12 protein-coding genes and 3 pseudogenes are annotated in these 16,331 nt (G+C 71.9%); 6 read left to right on the forward strand and 9 right to left on the reverse strand.

Annotated features, from left to right (window positions below; all coding sequences use genetic code 11):
• Positions 1-314: 314 nt before the first annotated feature.
• The 3 genes from ACZ49B_RS27095 to ACZ49B_RS27105 all read right to left on the reverse strand — a co-directional run bounded on the left by ACZ49B_RS27095 (position 315) and on the right by ACZ49B_RS27105 (position 2,680).
• The gene (locus ACZ49B_RS27095) at positions 315-1,139 is read right to left on the reverse strand and encodes a hypothetical protein (RefSeq protein ID WP_468310818.1); all 825 of its coding nucleotides are present in this window, start codon (positions 1,137-1,139) and stop codon (positions 315-317) included.
• Positions 1,136-1,669, reverse strand: a complete 534-nt coding sequence (locus ACZ49B_RS27100) for a SigE family RNA polymerase sigma factor (RefSeq protein WP_468310821.1) — start codon at positions 1,667-1,669, stop codon at positions 1,136-1,138. Before ACZ49B_RS27100 ends, ACZ49B_RS27095 begins: the two co-directional genes overlap by 4 nt.
• A gap of 135 nt (positions 1,670-1,804) precedes the next feature.
• Entirely contained in the window at positions 1,805-2,680 is an 876-nt protein-coding gene (locus ACZ49B_RS27105) for an expansin EXLX1 family cellulose-binding protein (protein ID WP_468310823.1), read from the reverse strand.
• A gap of 354 nt (positions 2,681-3,034) precedes the next feature.
• On the opposite strand from ACZ49B_RS27105, the gene ACZ49B_RS27110 reads away from it, so the two are divergent.
• Positions 3,035-3,169 (forward strand): hypothetical protein, encoded by a 135-nt coding sequence (locus ACZ49B_RS27110; RefSeq protein ID WP_468310826.1) that lies wholly within the window; start codon positions 3,035-3,037, stop codon positions 3,167-3,169.
• Between the two features lie 312 nt (positions 3,170-3,481).
• On the opposite strand, the gene mmsB is transcribed toward ACZ49B_RS27110, so the two are convergent.
• From mmsB to chvE, 3 genes are all read right to left on the reverse strand, one after another.
• The gene (gene mmsB, locus ACZ49B_RS27115; protein WP_468310829.1) at positions 3,482-4,717 is read right to left on the reverse strand and encodes a multiple monosaccharide ABC transporter permease; all 1,236 of its coding nucleotides are present in this window, start codon (positions 4,715-4,717) and stop codon (positions 3,482-3,484) included.
• Positions 4,718-4,720: 3 nt separating this feature from the next.
• Complete coding sequence (gene mmsA, locus ACZ49B_RS27120) at positions 4,721-6,268, reverse strand: multiple monosaccharide ABC transporter ATP-binding protein (RefSeq protein ID WP_468310832.1); 1,548 nt, start codon at positions 6,266-6,268, stop codon at positions 4,721-4,723.
• Positions 6,269-6,370: 102 nt separating this feature from the next.
• Positions 6,371-7,465 (reverse strand): multiple monosaccharide ABC transporter substrate-binding protein, encoded by a 1,095-nt coding sequence (chvE, locus tag ACZ49B_RS27125; protein ID WP_468310834.1) that lies wholly within the window; start codon positions 7,463-7,465, stop codon positions 6,371-6,373.
• Positions 7,466-8,302: 837 nt separating this feature from the next.
• On the opposite strand from chvE, the pseudogene ACZ49B_RS27130 reads away from it, so the two are divergent.
• Positions 8,303-8,953, forward strand: a pseudogene (locus ACZ49B_RS27130) (transposase family protein); the annotation flags it as partial.
• A 271-nt stretch (positions 8,954-9,224) separates the two neighbouring features.
• On the opposite strand, the gene ACZ49B_RS27135 reads toward ACZ49B_RS27130, so the two are convergent.
• Complete coding sequence (locus ACZ49B_RS27135; RefSeq protein ID WP_468310837.1) at positions 9,225-9,395, reverse strand: hypothetical protein; 171 nt, start codon at positions 9,393-9,395, stop codon at positions 9,225-9,227.
• A gap of 549 nt (positions 9,396-9,944) precedes the next feature.
• Here ACZ49B_RS27135 and ACZ49B_RS27140 point away from each other — a divergent pair.
• Both ACZ49B_RS27140 and ACZ49B_RS27145 read left to right on the forward strand, forming a co-directional pair.
• Positions 9,945-10,507 (forward strand): annotated as a pseudogene (locus ACZ49B_RS27140) (fibronectin type III-like domain-contianing protein).
• A 162-nt stretch (positions 10,508-10,669) separates the two neighbouring features.
• Complete coding sequence (locus ACZ49B_RS27145) at positions 10,670-11,653, forward strand: acetylxylan esterase (RefSeq protein WP_468310840.1); 984 nt, start codon at positions 10,670-10,672, stop codon at positions 11,651-11,653.
• Between the two features lie 11 nt (positions 11,654-11,664).
• Here the strand turns inward: ACZ49B_RS27145 and ACZ49B_RS27150 are convergent.
• Positions 11,665-12,084 (reverse strand): annotated as a pseudogene (locus tag ACZ49B_RS27150) (IS110 family transposase); the annotation flags it as partial.
• A 292-nt stretch (positions 12,085-12,376) separates the two neighbouring features.
• Positions 12,377-13,549 carry a xylose isomerase gene (gene xylA, locus ACZ49B_RS27155; RefSeq protein WP_468310843.1) on the reverse strand — a complete coding sequence of 391 codons (1,173 nt, stop codon included), beginning with the start codon at positions 13,547-13,549 and terminating at the stop codon, positions 12,377-12,379.
• 92 nt (positions 13,550-13,641) lie between these two features.
• On the opposite strand from xylA, the gene xylB reads away from it, so the two are divergent.
• Together xylB and ACZ49B_RS27165 are read left to right on the forward strand one after the other, a co-directional pair.
• Positions 13,642-15,072 carry a xylulokinase gene (gene xylB / locus ACZ49B_RS27160; protein ID WP_468310845.1) on the forward strand — a complete coding sequence of 477 codons (1,431 nt, stop codon included), beginning with the start codon at positions 13,642-13,644 and terminating at the stop codon, positions 15,070-15,072.
• Between the two features lie 13 nt (positions 15,073-15,085).
• Complete coding sequence (locus ACZ49B_RS27165; protein WP_468310848.1) at positions 15,086-16,297, forward strand: ROK family protein; 1,212 nt, start codon at positions 15,086-15,088, stop codon at positions 16,295-16,297.
• Positions 16,298-16,331 lie beyond the last annotated feature (34 nt).

The following is a 16,331-nucleotide window of genomic DNA, read 5'->3' on the forward strand; positions in this document are numbered from 1 at the left end:
ACCTTCCACGCCCTCGGCGGCGGCACCCAGTACGTCGGCACCGATGGCGGGAAGCACTTCACCGCCCGGGCCACCGGCCTGGGCGGCGGCAGCTCAAGGCGGTCCCGGGCGCCGACTACCAGGCGTTCTACCTCAGCGGGAAGGTGAAGGGCGTCACCGGGCTGTTCCGTTCCACCGACTGCGGCGCCACCTGGGTCCGGATCCACGAGGACCAGCAGCAGTTCGGTGGGACCGCCGTCAACGTCATCAGCGGCGACCCCGAGGTAAACGGGCGGGCCAACCTCGGCGGCGTCGACCAGGCTACGGGCATGGCCTCATCGTGTCGGGGTGAAGCCGCCCCAGACCGAGAGGGCGCCGCGGGGACCGTTGGCGTCGACGCGGTAGCCGTCGTGCCCGGCCTCGCGCTCGCCGGCGGCGTGGTTGTACTGGCCGGCGAAGACGTGCTGGCCGGCCGGGACGGTGCGGCCCGGCTTGAGGATCCAACGGTAGACCACGGCCCCGCCCTCGTGCTGCACGGTGACGGTGAAGTCGTCGGCGGGCAGGGTCCGCCAGCTGCCGGTGCTCTGCACTCCGCCGGTCTGCGTGATGCGCAGTTCCACGGTGAGGGCGGTGAGCGGCTGGGTGGTCTTGAGGGTGATGTCGCTCTGCGCCCAGTAGGTGTTGCTGCCCGGGTTCAAGGAGCCGGCCGACCACAGAGGTCCGTCCTGGACGCGTGTGCCGTCGGGCCGGGCCGGGCCCTCGCCGCCTGACGCCGCAGGGCTGGGCCTCGTCGAGGACGAGCGGTCCGGCGCGGTCGGGCCGCCGGTGGCGGGCGCCGACGGCGTGGAGTCGGGAGTCCCGGACGCGGACGGTGCGGACGGCGCGGACGGCGCGGACGGCGCGGCGGGGGTGGCCGAGGTGTCCGGCCGGGCCGGCGGGGACTGGACGATGGCGGCGACGGCGAAACCACCGACCGCCAGAATGCCGACTGCGGCGAGGGAGGCGAGCGCCACCCTGGGCCACGGCCTCGCGCCGGACGACTCGCGGTAGCGGTCGGGGGCGCCGGACATGCCGCGTTCCACGCGTGCCAGGATGCGGGCGCGGTCGGGCTGGTGGGCCTCGGCGGCTGTGCGCAGCCGCCTGGTGAGATCCTCGTTCACCGGCCCCTCCTTCCCGCCAACAGTTCTCCGGCTGCTCCCGTACTGCCCAGCATCCGTTCCAGTTCGGCCATCCCCTTCGAGGTCTGGCTCTTCACCGTACCGACCGAAATTCCCAGTGCCAGAGCGGTGTCCTTCTCCGACAGGTCGAAAGCGTGCCGCAGGACCACGCATGTCCGCTTGCGGAACGGCAACCGGGCGAGAGCAGTACGCACGTCCACTGCGGCGGCCACGTCCGGACCTTCCGACGGCTCCTGGCCGCGGGACCAGAACAGGGCGATGCGGCGGCGCTCGCGAACCGCGCTGCGGATGCGTGACCGTACCAGGTTGGCCACCACGCCGCGGGCGTAGGCGAGTGGGTACTCGGCCTGGCGCAGCCGGTCCCAGCGCTGCCACAGCGCGATCAGGGCGTCCGCGGCCAGGTCGTCGGCGCCGTCCGCCTCGCCCGTCAGGAGGTGGGCGAACCGGGCGAGTTCGGCGTAGTGGCGTTCGAAGAATTCGTGGAACTCCGCGGACGCGTCATCGAAGACCATGTCCGTCGATCGCCCCCTCTGGAAAATGTGTGCGCTAACATCCGGGCGGCAGCGTACCAGCGCCCGGCGCGCCCCAGGCGCCCCGGGCGCTCCGATGCACCGGCCCCGTACCCGCCACCCGGCCGCGGTGCGGTGTCAGTGCGGGGCGAACTGGACCCGGGTCGGTTGTGCGACGTTCGGCAGCAGCGCGATCCCGTCGACGGTCAGCTGCTCTCCGTAGATGTCGGTGATCCTCAACGCGCCGCCGCACCCGCTGCCGTCGGCGGAGAGGAAGTAGTTGTAGTCGGTACGGGGCAGCCTCCGCCAGCCCTTGGCGCTGCGTACCTCCAGCCGCGCGACGGGATTCCGGTGGTCGATCACCTGGATGCCGCACCAGTGGGGGCTGGACCCGGTTTTGTACCGGATGGAGAGCGCGCCGGACGTGTGGGGGCTCAGCAGGCTCCAGGTGACCGGGATGCGGCCGAGCTTGGGATCGGCCAGTTTCGCGAAGGCCTGTTCGCTGAGGTCCAGTTGTCCAGGTGCGCAGGGCAGCGGGCATTCGTTGGTGATCCGGACCGTGATCGAGGCGCCGCTCGCGGCGCGGACGCGTACGTAAGCGCCGCACGCCCTGGACGACTCGTAGTCGGTGGTGTTCATCGCCGCGATCATGAGGTCGTCGTCGCTCGGGCCGAACAGGCAGGCGCCGTTGCCGTCGCCGGCAGCGTACGCGGTGGCGACGCCCTTGTAGGTGGTTCCGGGCTGGATGCGTCCTGGCGACGGCGCCGTGCTGGATGCCGCCTGCGGGCTCGTCTCCGTCGAAGGCTGTGGCGGCGCGGTGGTCGTACCGACGGCCGCGGTCGGCGTCGCCGCGGCAGGCGAGCCGTCCGTCGGGGGCGTGGGGCTCGTCGGGGCCGTGGGCGTGGCTCCCGCCCGGGTGAGGGCGGGCGCGGCCAGGTCGGCCCCGGCCTCGGCCTCGGGGCCGGGGAGCATGGCCGTCACAAGGCAGATGAGGACGCCCGCGGCAGTCAGCATCACCGCCGTTCCCGTGATCAGCCTGTGTCTACGCCTGCGCTGCCGCGCGGCCTGCCGTGCAGTCTGCATGTCGGTCCGTTCGAAAGTTCGAGTCGAGGTGCACTCCTTGGTCGCCGCGGGATGCGAAAAGGTTGCCGACGGAGAGGAAGCGCGCGCGGCGGGTCCTGCGGGCAGCCGCGCCGGTGCCGTGGCGGCCCGCTCACTGGGCGGGGGAGTGGGGCGACATGGGCCGGGCGGCACGGATGCCGCGCGGAGACGCTCCGAGTACGCGGCGACAGGGGCCCGTACCATTCGCCGGGCTCGGATATAGCCGACGACCGTCTCCCCCGTCGCGGCGCGGAGGAGCGGCGTCAGGTGGTTGGGGCGACCGGCCGGCTGGAGCGGTACCACCCCATCCTGCTGGGGCGGGCGCCGACCGGCGACGAGAACTTCGACCTCGACCACTGGGTGACCAGGGTCTCCAACCGCCCTGCGGAGGCACAGGCATGACGACCGGAGCGATCCTCTCCGAGCGGGCGCAAGACGCCGCGCCCGTGCTGCGGCAGCAGGTGCTGGTCCTGTACTTGGCCAGCTCGGCGTTGGACTCCCATGTCGTCGGCTGGTCGCTGTACGACGGCACGGGCCGCACCTCGCCCCCCACGGGCGACAGCGGCGAGCCGCCGTACGACGTCTCTTCCTCAAGCACGCGTTCCTCTTCGAGCGGATCGTGGACGCGCGAGCGGAGCCGCGCGAGGCGGGCCACCGGTACGCGAGGCACCCTCCTCGTGCGGGCCGCGGCGCCCAGCCGAGGAGGGGGCGAGGTCAGGCTCCGGCCTTGCGCTTGTTGTAGACGTCGAAGCCGACGGCCGCCAGCAGGACCAGGCCCTTGATCACCTGCTGGTAGTCGGTGCCCACGCCGACAAGCGACATGCCGTTGTTCAGCACGCCGAGCACCAGACCGCCGGTGAGTGCACCGATGACGGTTCCCACACCGCCGCTCGCGGAGGCGCCGCCGATGAAGGCGGCGGCGATCGCCTCCAACTCGAAGTTGATGCCGGCTTGCGGCGTACCGGCGTTGAGGCGCGCCGCGAAGACCAGCCCGGCGAGGGCCGCGAGGACTCCCATGTTCACGAAGGCCAGGAAGACGACCCGCTTGCTCTTCACCCCGGACAGCCTCGCCGCCGCCTCGTTGCCGCCGATGGCATAGGTGTGTCGGCCGAGGATCGAGTTGCGCATCACGTAGCCGAAGCCGACCAGCAGGACGCCGAGGATCAGCAGCACGACCGGCACCCCGTGGTAGCTGGCCAGCAGCAGCGTGAAGGCCACCACGGCCGCCGAGATCGCGCCGAGCTTCACCAGGAACAGCCCGGCCGGGAGCGGCTCCAGCCCGTACGAGGCGGCCCGCCGCCGGCCGCGCACCTCCTGCAGGATCGCGACGGCCCACACCAAGAGGCCCAGCAGCAGGGTGAGGTTGTGGTAGTCGGTCTGGGGGCCGACCGTGGGGAGGAAGCCGCTGCTGATGTTCTGGAAGGCCTTGGGGAACGGCGCCACCGACTGGCCCTGCAGGAGTATCTGGGTCCCGCCGCGGAACAGCAGCATGCCGGCCAGCGTGACGATGAACGAGGGGATCCCGAGATAGGCGATCCAGAACCCCTGCCAGGCTCCGGCGAGAGCGCCGATCAGCAGCGCGGCCACCAGCGCCACGGGCCACGGCACGTGGTGCTTGACCATCATCACCGCCGCGGCCGCCCCGACGAAGGCGGCGAGCGACCCCACCGACAGGTCGATGTGCCCGGCGATGATGACGATCATCATGCCGATGGCCAGGATGAGGATGTAACCGTTCTGCTGGATGAGATTGGTGATGTTGAGCGGCTGGAGCAGGATGCCGTCGGTCCAGAACTGGAACAGCAGCACGATCAGCGCCAGCGCGACCAGCATCCCGTACTGGCGCAGGTTGCCGCGCAGCGCTCGGGCCAGTACGGCACCGGCCGACACGCGCCGGCCGGTCTGCGGTGTGCTGGGCGTGGTCTCTGGGTTGGTCTTGGTCTGGGCCATGCCTCACACCTGCTTGTCGGGGTATGCCGCGCTCATGGTCATGAGCCGCATGAGGGATTCCTGGGTGGCTTCCGCGCGGTCGACCTCTCCGGTGATCCGGCCTTCGGCCATGGTGTAGATCCGGTCGCACAGGCCCAGGAGTTCGGGGAGTTCGGAGGAGATGACGAGTACCGTCTTGCCCTGGGCGGCGAGTTCGGCGATGACGGTGTAGATCTCCGCCTTGGCGCCGATGTCGATGCCCCGGGTGGGTTCGTCGAGGATCAGCACCTCCGGCTCGGCGAAGATCCATTTGCTGAGGACGACCTTCTGCTGGTTGCCGCCGCTGAGCTTGCCGGTCTCCGCGAACACCGAGGGGGCCTTGATGTTCATGGTCCGCCGGAACGATTCGGCGATCCGGGCCTCCTCGTGCCGGTCGACCCAGCCCCGCCGGGCGACCTTGCCGAGGGCGCTCAGCGAGATGTTCCGGCTGATGTCGTCGCCCAGGTTGAGGCCGAGCTGCTTGCGGTCCTCGGTCACGTAGGCGATGCCGTGGCCGATCGCCTCCGGCACCGTCCGGGTACGGATCTCCCGGCCGTCCAGCCGTACCCGGCCGCCGGTCCACCGACCGTACGAGCGGCCGAAGACGCTCATGGCCAGTTCGGTACGGCCGGCGCCCATGAGGCCGGCGATGCCGACGATCTCGCCTCGGCGGACGTTGAGCGAGACGCCGTCGACCACCTTGCGCCGGTGGTCGATCGGGTGCCGGACGCTCCAGTCCTCGATCTCGAAGGCGACCTCGCCGATCTCGGGGGCGCGCTCGGGGTAGCGGTGCTCCAGGTCGCGGCCGACCATGCCGCGGATGATCCGCTCCTCGGAGATGCCCTCGGGACCGATCGCGATGGTCTCGATGGTCCGCCCGTCACGCAGGATGGTGACGGAGTCGGCGACCCGGGCGATCTCGTTCAGCTTGTGCGAGATGAGGATGCAGGAGATGCCCTGGGCCTTGAGATCGAGGATCAGGTCGAGCAGCTTGCGGCTGTCCTCGTCGTTCAGGGCGGCCGTCGGCTCGTCGAGGATGAGCAGCTTGACCTTCTTGGCGAGCGCCTTGGCGATCTCGACCAACTGCTGCTTGCCCACGCCGAGATCGGCGATCCGGGTGTGCGGGCTCTCGTCGAGCCCGACCTGCCGGATCAGTGCGGCGGCGTGGGTCAGCGTCTTGTGCCAGCTGATGACGCCCCGGGTGGCGTGCTCGTTGCCGAGGAAGACGTTCTCGGCGATGGACAGGTAGGGCACCAGCGCGAGTTCCTGGTGGATGATGGCGATGCCGCGCTGCTCGCTGGCCCGGATGTCCCGGAACCGGCAGGGCTCGCCCTCGAAGTAGATCTCGCCCTCGTAGCCGCCGTGGGGGTAGACCCCGCTGAGCACCTTCATCAGCGTGGACTTGCCGGCACCGTTCTCGCCGCAGATGGCGTGCACCTCACCGGCGGCGACGGTCAGGTTGACCTCGGAGAGGGCCTTGACACCGGGAAACGTCTTGCTGATCGACCGCATCTCGAGAACGGGTCGGGCCATGGTTGTGCATCCGTATCGTCGGGGCGGGGCGCTGCCGGGCGGTCTCCCGGGCGTCGCACCGCCGTTTCGTCGTCGTCGGACCCGTCGGTGGGGCTCCGCAGGCTACTTCAGCTGGTCCGCGGTGTACTGGCCGCTGTCCACCAGGACCTTCTGGTAGTTCTCCTTGTCGACGCTGACGGGCTGGAGCAGCTGCGCCGGCACGATCTTGACGCCGTTGTCGTACTGGCTGGTGTCGTTGACCTCGGGCTTGCCGCCGGTCAGCAGCGCGTCGCCCATCTGGACTGCGGCCTTGGCCAGTTGGCGGGTGTCCTTGTAGACGGTCTGGGTCTGCTCGCCCGCGATGATCGACTTCACCGAGGCCAGCTCGCCGTCCTGGCCCGTGACGACGGGCAGCGCCTGGCCGGCGCCGTAGCCGACGCCCTTGAGCGAGGAGATGATGCCGATCGAGATGCCGTCGTACGGCGAGAGCACGGCGTCGACGCGGGCGGCGGTATACGACTTGCTCAGCAGGTTGTCCATCCGGGACTGGGCGAGACCGCCGTCCCAGCGCAGCGTCGCGATCTGGTTGAGGGAGGTCTGGCCGCTCTGCACGACCAGCTTCTTGTCGTCGATGTACGGCTTGAGGACGCTCATCGCGCCGTTGTAGAAGAACGCGGCGTTGTTGTCGTCAGGCGAGCCGGCGAACAGCTCGACGTTGAAGGGGCCCTTGCCGTCCTTGACGCCGAGCTTGTCGACGATGTAGCTGCCCTGGAGGACGCCGACCTTGTAGTTGTCGAAGGTCGCGTAGTAGTCGACGTTCCCGGTGCCGCGGATCAGCCGGTCGTACGAGATGACGCGGACGTGGGCGTCGGCGGCCTTCTGCAGCACGTTCGTGAGCGAGGAACCGTCGATGGCGGCGATCACCAGCAGCTTGGCCCCCTTGGTGATCATGTTCTCCACCTGGGCGACCTGGTTCTCCACGACGTTGTCGCCGTACTGGAGGTCGGTTTTGTAACCCTTGGCCTGGAACTCCTTGACCATGTTGTTGCCGTCGTTGATCCAGCGCTCCGACGACTTGGTCGGCATCGCGATGCCGACGAGGCCGCCCTTGGCGTCCCCGCCGGCCGGGGCGTCGCCGGTTCCGTTGGCGCTCTGGCCGCAGGCTGCCAGCGACAGCGTCAGGCCCAGGGTGACAAGTCCCGCTGAAAGCTTCCGCACAGTTCCTCCAGTGACGTTCCGCGACCGGCACAGTGCGACCCGGCTGGGAGAACCGGAAGCGGTCGAGCGGGGCCGGCCGGGAGTCGTTCCCCGCGCTGTTGCGAAGTCAGGTTTGCAGCGGCTCCGGCCTGGCGATACCTGAGTGTTAACGCTCACAAGTGTGTCGTCAAGGGTCTACTCAGATCACCCTTGGGCAACATCGCCCCAGGCGGGCAGCCAGTTCGCCGGGACGGCTCCGCAGCGGGGCGTCCGGGCGTGCCGGTCGCGGACGGCTTCCGCGGTTTCTGCGGCTTTGCCGAGCGGGGTAGGGGGTCCGGGGCTGGCTACTTGGTGGGATTGCGGATCGCCGGACGGACTGGGCGACGTTGCGGCGTCTCCTGTGTCGACGCGGACGTGGTGCTCGGTGTGCTGCGCGCGCGTCCCGCACGGCTCCGGCCGCTCGATTCCGGGATGCATCGGCTCGGTGGCCTTGGCGGCATTCCTGAGTTCAGCTGCTTCACTCCGCCCTTGGCTGCTGTGCGGCAGGGCTTCGGCGAGCCTGGTCGGTCGGCTCCGGAAACTGCTCGTCGGGTAGCTGGGGGTGGGGCGCGGACCTGCGGTGCCGCCTGCCGAGCCCGTCCGGGTCGGGCCCGCGTCGCGCGGGCGCCGCGGGCCCGGCCTCAAGGTGCGCGGTGGATCAGGGCGGGGGCCGGGTTGGCTGGTGCCGCGCCTTGTTGCGCCTTGCGGGTTGTCGTCGCCTTGCGATCCACGCCCAGCCAACCCGGCCGAGCCGACCCTGACCTGCCAGAGCCTGCCAGAGGGTGTCGCAGAAGGCTCAGGTCGGGGCATTTTCCTTGTATGGGTGGGGTGTTGCGGGCTGAGCCGGTGTGGGCGGAGACGTTCACGGGTCTGCGGGCGGACCGGTTCGCGAAGCTGGTGAAGGTGGTGCGGGAGCGGGGCGGGAACGGGTCGGGCGGTGGCCGCCCGTGGTGTCTGCCGCTGGCGGACCGGGTGCTGCTGGTGGCCGTGTACTACCGCACCCACCTCACGATGCGGCAGCTCGCCCCGCTCTTCGGCATCTCCTCGGCGACGGTCTGCCGCCTCATCCAGCGGCTGCGGCCCCTGCCGGCACTGGAGCCGGCCCCGCTGCCCGTCGCCGACGTCGAACGCCTGTGGATCGTGGACGGCACCCTGATCCCGGTCCGCGACCGAAAGGTTGTCGCCTCGTCGAGGAACTACCGGTTCTCGGCGAACGTGCAGGTCATCATCGACGCCGACACCCGCCTGGTCGTCGCCTCGGCCCGGCCGGCACCGGGCAACAAGGCCGAGGTCCAAGTCTGGGGGGAGTCGGACCTCCCGACCACGGCGGCCGGAACAACGGTGCTCGCGGACGGCGCCTACCTGGGCACCGGGCTGATCGTCCCGCACCGCAGAAGGGCCGGACGCCACCTCCTGCGCGGCCAGGAGGACAACGCCGAACACCGAAGGGTCCGCGCCCGCGTCGAGCACACGCGCGTGGTCGTGCTGTCCGCCGGCAGCGAGCTGGTCCCCTCCCGCTGCTGACCGCCGATGCGCCGGCCGCCGTACTCACCACGACGGCTCTGGCCCGGCCAGGGGCCGGCGCTGCCGGTCGAGGCGGCCGCCCCGATCGCCGTGCTGGCCGCCGCGCTGCACGCGCAGGCGGGGCTGTACCGGCCGCGGCTCGCGCCCTCCGCGCTGCTCGAACTGCCCGCTCTGGCCGGGCGGGCCGCCGTCCTGCCCCGGCCCTTGAACGAGCGCATCAGCCGATGGCGATGGACAGCGCACCTGCCCGGCACACCGGGCAGGGCGGCACGGGGCCCTGCTGGACTTCGAGGCCAAGGCCCCGGCGGGTCGCCCCGATCACCGTCAGCACCGCGGGGAACTCCTCGCTCGTGCCCTGGACATCGGCCGTGCGGATTGCCGGTCGCACTTGTCGAGGCCTGGTTCCGGTTCCTTGACAGGAAGATTGTGCGCGCTAACAATTTGCCTTGTCGAGAGAGGTGACGCTTCAACTCCGCGGGAGCCATTGCTGTTTCCTGTCCGAGGGATGAGGAAGGAAGTGACCGTGCTCGTCGTCTTCGGCATCCCCTCCGGCAGCCTCACCGCACACGCTGTGCCGGTCGCCGTGCATGGCGGACGGGAGCTCGCGACCATTCTGCGCGCGTATCCGCGCGCCGCCATCGAGCGCCAGTCGGCCGGTGCCGGGCGCCCAAAGCCGCCTGGCCGGGCCCTGCGGCATCCCGAGGGCGGGGCGAGGTGCTGCGCACCTTCCTTCCCGCCGTACTCGCCGCCGCCGGCGTTGAGCCCGCCCCCACCTCATCGGCATCGCAAAAGGCCTCGCCATCCGAATGGTCCTGCCGGTGGTTGCCGAGGGGCGCGCCGCTCGCCGCTGCTCGGGGAGGCCGAGCCCGCCTGCCGCCTGCCGCAGACCTGGTACCGGGGCGGGGACCCGTTGCCGGACCCGCTCGACTACGACGTCATGAAGGCCTGCTGGACCTACCAGTACCACGAGGCCGCGCTCCTCTCTCCCTTCGGCCACGGGCTGTCCTTCACCGACTTCGCCTACAGCGGCCTGGGCCTGTCGCGGCCGTCGATTGGCCAGGACGGTTCGGTCGACGTCACGGTGACCCTGGCCAACACCGGCCCACGGGAGGGCAGCGAGGTGGTCCAGCTCTACATCCGCGCGCTCGACGCCCGCTACGAGGCCCCCCGCAGGCGCCTCGCCGACTTCCGCAAGGTCCGCCTGGAGCGGGGCAAGTGCCGGGAGTTGAGTTCTCGCTCCCGGCCGACCGGCTCGCTCACTGGTCCACCGCGACCGGCGCCTTCACCGTCGACCCCGGCAGGTACGAGATCACCGCCGGCCGCTCCGCCGAGAGGCCGCTCCGCCGAGAACCCGGTGCGCACCGCACGGCTCACGGTGACCGGACCGGCCCCCGAGCCCCGCGTGGTCGTCGGCTGAAACGCTGCACGGCGGCTTCCGCCTGGCCGCCTTCGGCTTCACCGCGTCCAGCGGGACCGGCTGAGGCCGCCAGGACCGGCTGAGGCCCGCACCCGCGAGACCGGCGGCCCGCCACAGGGGGGCGGGCCGCCACCCCCGCCCCGTACCACCGCCCGGAGCTGCGAGGCAAGGCCCCCGAGGCCGCCGAGCTCCGTCACCCAGTCACCCAGACACCCACGTCACCTCTCCGACCGGAGGAAGCCCCCATGCCGCTCACCGACCTCGGCGCGGACGAACTCATTCACTACCGGCCTGAGTTGCCCGATCCGACAGGATTCGACGACTTCTGGCGGCGGACCCTCGCCGAAGCCCGCTCACGCGACGGGGCGATCAAGGTGGAGCGGGTCACCGCCCAGCACATGCTGCGCACCGTCGAGGTCGAGGACGTACGCTTCCCCGGCTGGAACGGCGAACCGGTGGCCGCCTGGCTGCTGCGCCCGCGCGACGCGGCCGGACCGCTGCCGGTCGTCATCACCTACATCGGCTACGGCGGCGGTCGCGGACTGCCCACCGACCACCTGCTCTGGTCCGCGGCCGGCTATGCCCAACTCGTCGTCGACAGCCGGGGGCAGGGCCACGACACCCCGGACCGGTGCCTGGGCGACGGCACCCAGTGGGTCGAGGGGTTCATGACCCGCGGCATCGACTCTCCCGACGACTACTACTACCGGCGACTGATCACCGACTGCGTGCGAGCCGTGGACGCGGTCGCGCAGCTGCCCGGACTCGACAGCCGTCGGATCGTGGTGGCCGGAGGCAGCCAGGGGGGCGGTCTGGCGCTCGCCGTCGCCGGTCTCGCCGGGGACCGCGTGGCGGCCGCGATGCCGGACGTCCCGTTCCTGTGCCACTTCCGCCACGCCACCGCGATATGTGGCGAAGGCCCGTACCAGGAGATCGCCACGTACCTGCGCTGGCACAGCCGGCACCGCGTGGAGCCGGCCTTCGACACCCTCGACTACTTCGACGGCGTCCACTTCGCCCGGCGGGCCACCGCGCCGACGCTGTTCAGCGTGGCCCTGATGGACCCGGTCTGCCCGCCCTCCACGGTCTACGCCGCCTTCAACCGCTACGCGGGCGCGGACCGCACCATGACCGTGTGGCCGTTCGGCGACCACGGCGGCGGCCTCGGCTCCAACCCGCCCGTCCAACTGGCCTGGCTGCGCGAGCGCGGCCTGGCCCCGGAGCTCTGACCCGCCCCCGGGCCAACGATCATCTCCAGCTCGGCAATGGTCTCGTCCTCGAGGTCGACCGAGCGGAGCGTGTGGGGCATGACGCGGGCGCCGTCCGCGATGACGAACGCGTCGCGGGCATCAGTCTTAACCTCCCCCGGACAAAGGTCGGCGATTCGCCGCATCGTCAGCCCTGGCAGATGGGCGACCGGGCAGCCCATGTCCCGGGCGACCGCCAGGGGCAGGGCGCCGATCGAGGCCGGCTGGTCGACGACCACGAGCACCGTTCCGTGCTTGGCCTGCAGCTTTCCGAAGACCTCGCGGAGCCTGGGTTCGCTGTTGGGTAGCCGTTTATCGAAGGCCTTCTTCCCGGCCGGGGTGACGGCGGTGGCGTGGTGTTCGCCCTTGCCGACGTCCAAGCCGAGGAAGGCACCGATGTCGCTGATGTCGATCACGTGCGTCCTCCGGTCGTCCCCATCACCCGGCCGCCCCACGGCACCGATCGCCACATCCACATGAGGAAGGGCCTCCCGACCTGCGGAAGGGTCGGCGGTCATGCCCCTGATCAGCGGTCTGTCGATGCCTCCGGAGCCGGTGCCCCCCCCAGGTCATGCGAGCGACAGGGGGAGAAAGTCATGCCAACTCCGGAGGCCGGGCGCCCCATTGCGGGGCCACCAAGAAGGTAATGGGGAGTGGCGGAGCCGGGCCGTGGATCGTCACGGCCCGGCTCTTGCGCGCACCGGCTCAGCGGGCGCCGAGGAGGTGTTCGAGGGCGAGCTGGTCCAGTCGCTCGAAGACCATGCCGCGGCGGGCGACGGCGTCGACGTCGAAATCGTCGAAGGCGGACCGGTCGGCCAGCAGCCCGGCCAGGCCGTCCTCGGCGGTGGGCAGGGCGAGCTCGGGCAGTCGGGAGGCGGCGAGCGCGGCCTGGACCTCCGGATCGGACCGGAAGGCGCGGGAACGCTCCGCCAGGAGCAGGTAGTTGCGCATGCAGGCGGCCGCCGAGGCCCAGACGCCGTCGGAGTCCTCGGTGCGCGGGGGCTTGAAGTCGAAGTGGCGGGGGCCGTCGTAGCCCGCCGACTCCAGCAGGTCGACCAGCCAGAAGGCCTGGCGCAGGTCGCCCGCGCCGAAGCGCAGGTCCTGGTCGTACTTGATGCCGGTCTGGCCGTTGAGGTCGATGTGGAACAGCTTGTCGTGCCACAGGGCCTGGGCGATGCCGTGCGGGAAGTTCAGTCCGGCCATCTGCTCGTGGCCGACCTCCGGGTTGAGGCCGACCCGGTCGGGCCGGTCCAGCTCGTTGATGAACGCCAGGGCGTGGCCGATGGTGGGCAGCAGGATGTCGCCGCGCGGCTCGTTGGGCTTGGGTTCGATCGCGAAGCGCAGGTCGTAGCCCTGGTTCTCGACGTACTCGCCCAGCAGGTTGAAAGCCTCCTTCAGCCGGTCGAGGGCGGCACGCACGTCCTTGGCCGCGCCGGACTCCGCGCCCTCGCGGCCGCCCCAGGCGACGTAGACCGAGGCGCCGAGCTCGACGGCCAGGTCGATGTTGCGGATCGTCTTGCGCAGCGCGTACCGGCGCACGTCCCGGTCGTTGGCGGTGAAGGCGCCGTCCTTGAACACCGGGTGGGTGAAGAGGTTCGTCGTGGCCATCGGCACCTTCAGCCCGGCTGTGTCGAGTGCGGTGCGGAACCGCTTGACCGCCTGCTCGCGGGCGGCGTCGCCGGCGCCGAAGGGGATCAGGTCGTCGTCGTGGAACGTGACGCCGTAGGCGCCGAGCTCGGCCAGCCGCTCCACGCTCTCGACGGGATCGAGGGCGGGCCGGGTGGCGTCGCCGAAGGGGTCCCGCCCCTGCCAGCCGACGGTCCACAGGCCGAAGGTGAACCTGTGCGCGGGGGTGGGAACGAGCGGGTCGCGGGTCATGAGGCGCTCCGGATCAGGCCGAGGGCTATTTGTAATGACGAAAAACAAATTAGTATGCCGGGACGCCAGAAGGAACCCCGCCGGAGGAACGCATGTCTGCTCAGCGTGTCGTGATCGGTGTCGACAGCTCGACCCAGTCCACCAAGGCCCTCGCCGTCGACCTGGAAACCGGCGCCGTCCTGGGCGAGGGCCGCGCCTCGCATGCCGTAAGCACCGGCGCCGGACGCGAGAGCGACCCCGAACAGTGGTGGCGGGCGCTCGGCGAGGCCGCGGCGGGCACCGGCTGGGCGGATCGCGCGGCCGCCTGCTCGATCGCCGGCCAGCAGCACGGCCTGGTCACCCTCGACGCGGCGGGCCGGCCGGTGCGCCCGGCGCTGCTGTGGAACGACGTCCGCTCCGCCCCGCAGGCCGCAGAGCTCGGAGCCGCCTTCGGCCCGGCCGAGCTCGCGCGCCGCACCGGCAGCGTCCCGACGGCCGCCTTCACGGCCGCCAAGTGGGCCTGGCTGCGGGCGAACGAGCCTGCCGCGGCGGACCGCGTCGCGGCCGTCCGGCTTCCCCACGACTACCTGACGGAGCGGCTGACCGGCGAGGCGGTGACGGACCGCGGTGACGCCTCGGGAACCGGCTGGTGGGGCCCGGACGGTTACGACCGGGAGGTCCTCGGCCGGATCGGCCTCGACCCCGGGCTGCTGCCGCAAGTCCTCCCGCCGGGCGCCCTCGCGGGCACCGTACGGACCGGGATGCCACTGCGCGAAGGCGCGCTGGTGGCCACCGGGACCGGTGACAACATGGCCGCCGCCCTCGGGCTGGGCCTGACCCCCGGACGTCCCGTGCTGAGCCTCGGTACCTCCGGCACCGTCTACGCCGTCGGCCGGACCCGCCCCGCCGATCCGAGCGGAACCGTCGCCGGCTTCGCCGATGCCCTCGGCGGCTGGCTGCCGCTCGCCTGCACGCTCAACTGCACCCTCGCCGTCGACCGCTTCGCCACCCTCGTCGGACGCGGCCGCGAGGACGTCGAGGCGGGCGGCACGGTGGTGGCCCTTCCCTACCTGGACGGCGAGCGCACTCCGGACCTCCCCGGCGCTTCCGGCCTGGTCCACGGCCTGCGCCACGACACCACGCCCGGTCAGCTGCTGCAGGCTGCCTACGACGGCGCCGCCCACGCCCTCCTCGTGGCCCTGGACGACGTATTGCGTGCCGGAGGCGAAAGCCCCGCCCCCGACGAACCACTGTTGCTGATCGGCGGCGGAGCCCGCGGCAGCGCCTGGCAGCGGACCGTGCTGCGGTTGTCCGGCCGAGCGGTACAGGTGCCCGAGGCCCGGGAACCGGTCGCGCTCGGGGCCGCCGCCCAGGCCGCCGCACTCCTCACCGGTGAGCCCGCCGACGCCGTCGCCCGGCGCTGGCGGACCGCCGGGGGCCGGATCCTGGACCCCGTACCCCGCGACGAGGACACGCTCGAACGGATCACCAGTACGCTGCGGCGGGCGCGGGCCTTGCAGGAGCTCCCGCCGGCACAACGATAGGAAGGTCGGCCCGATGGCGGGGAGCGGCAGGGCGAGCGGGGGCGCGGAGGCCGTGCCCGCCTCGCAGCAGGGCATGCGTCGGCAGAACCTCGCGGTGGTGATCGGCGCGGTCGCCGCGCACGGTCCGCTCTCCCGGGCGGACGTCGCCGGGCACACGGGCCTGACCAGGCCGGCAGTCTCCTCTCTGGTCGACGAACTCATCGGCCGCGGCGCGCTGACCGAGACGGAGACCGCACCCAGCGGACGCGTCGGCCGCCCCGGGCGGGCGCTGGCCCTGAACGACCGGGGTCCCGCGGGCCTCGGCCTGGAGATCGGCGTCACCCACCTCGCCGCGTGCGTCGTGGACCTACGAGGTGAACCCCGGGTGTGGCGCCGGGTGGAGCGGGCCAACGCGGGCCGGCCGGCCGGGCAGGTGCTGACGGAGGCCGCCGCGCTGGGCGCCGAGGCGGAGGCCGAGGCCGCCGCCCTCGGGCTGCGCGTCGCGGGCCGCGTCCTGGCCGTGCCGGGGGTGGTGCCGAACGAGCCGGGCGGGCTGGTCGGACACGCCCCCAACCTCGGCTGGCAAGAGGTCCGCCCCGCCGACCACTGGCCGGACCCCGACACCGTGCCCGAGCCGGAGAACGAGGCCAACCTCGGGGCGCTGGCCGAGCAGTGGCACCGAGGAGACCCCACCGGGACCTTCGTGCACGTCTCCGCCGAGGCCGGAATCGGTGCCGCACTCGTCGTCGGCGGGCAGCTGTTCCGCGGCGCCCGCGGATTCGCGGGGGAACTCGGCCACCTGCCCGTCCACCCGGAGGGCGCCCGCTGCGCCTGCGGGGCACGCGGCTGCCTGGAGCAGTACGCGGGCGAAGCGGCCGTCCTGCGCGAGGCCGGGCTCGCGCACGTCGGCGACCCGGTGGCCCTGCTGGCCGAGCGGGCGGGCGCCGGCGACGCGGCGACCCTGCGCGCCCTGGACCGTGCGGGACGCGCCCTGGGCCTCGCCCTCACCTCCGCCGTGAACCTGATCGACCCGGACGGCCTCGTTCTGGGCGGCGCCTACGCCGAACTCGCCGACTGGCTCCTCCCGGCCGTCCGCGCCGAACTCGCCGCCCGGATCACCGTCCGGCCCTGGACCCCGGAGGCGGTACGCCCCTCCGCCCTGGGCCGGCGCGGACCGGTGCTGGGCGCGGCATGGTCGACCGTCCGACAGATCATCGCCGACCCGGGCCGCCTGCCGCCCCTGTAGGGGGCGTCTGGTGGAACAGGGTCGGATGGGCGGC

Source organism: Streptomyces sp. NPDC031132 (assembly GCF_055570595.1).

Coding starts and splice junctions, on each gene's coding strand:
- xylA (WP_468310843.1), bottom strand. CDS start 13,549: ATGACCCGCGACCCGCTCGTTCCCACCCCCGCGCACAGGTTCACCTTC.
- xylB (WP_468310845.1), top strand. CDS start 13,642: ATGTCTGCTCAGCGTGTCGTGATCGGTGTCGACAGCTCGACCCAGTCC.
- ACZ49B_RS27145 (WP_468310840.1), top strand. CDS start 10,670: ATGCCGCTCACCGACCTCGGCGCGGACGAACTCATTCACTACCGGCCT.
- ACZ49B_RS27100 (WP_468310821.1), bottom strand. CDS start 1,669: ATGGTCTTCGATGACGCGTCCGCGGAGTTCCACGAATTCTTCGAACGC.
- ACZ49B_RS27165 (WP_468310848.1), top strand. CDS start 15,086: ATGGCGGGGAGCGGCAGGGCGAGCGGGGGCGCGGAGGCCGTGCCCGCC.
- mmsA (WP_468310832.1), bottom strand. CDS start 6,268: ATGGCCCGACCCGTTCTCGAGATGCGGTCGATCAGCAAGACGTTTCCC.
- mmsB (WP_468310829.1), bottom strand. CDS start 4,717: ATGGCCCAGACCAAGACCAACCCAGAGACCACGCCCAGCACACCGCAG.
- ACZ49B_RS27105 (WP_468310823.1), bottom strand. CDS start 2,680: ATGCTGACTGCCGCGGGCGTCCTCATCTGCCTTGTGACGGCCATGCTC.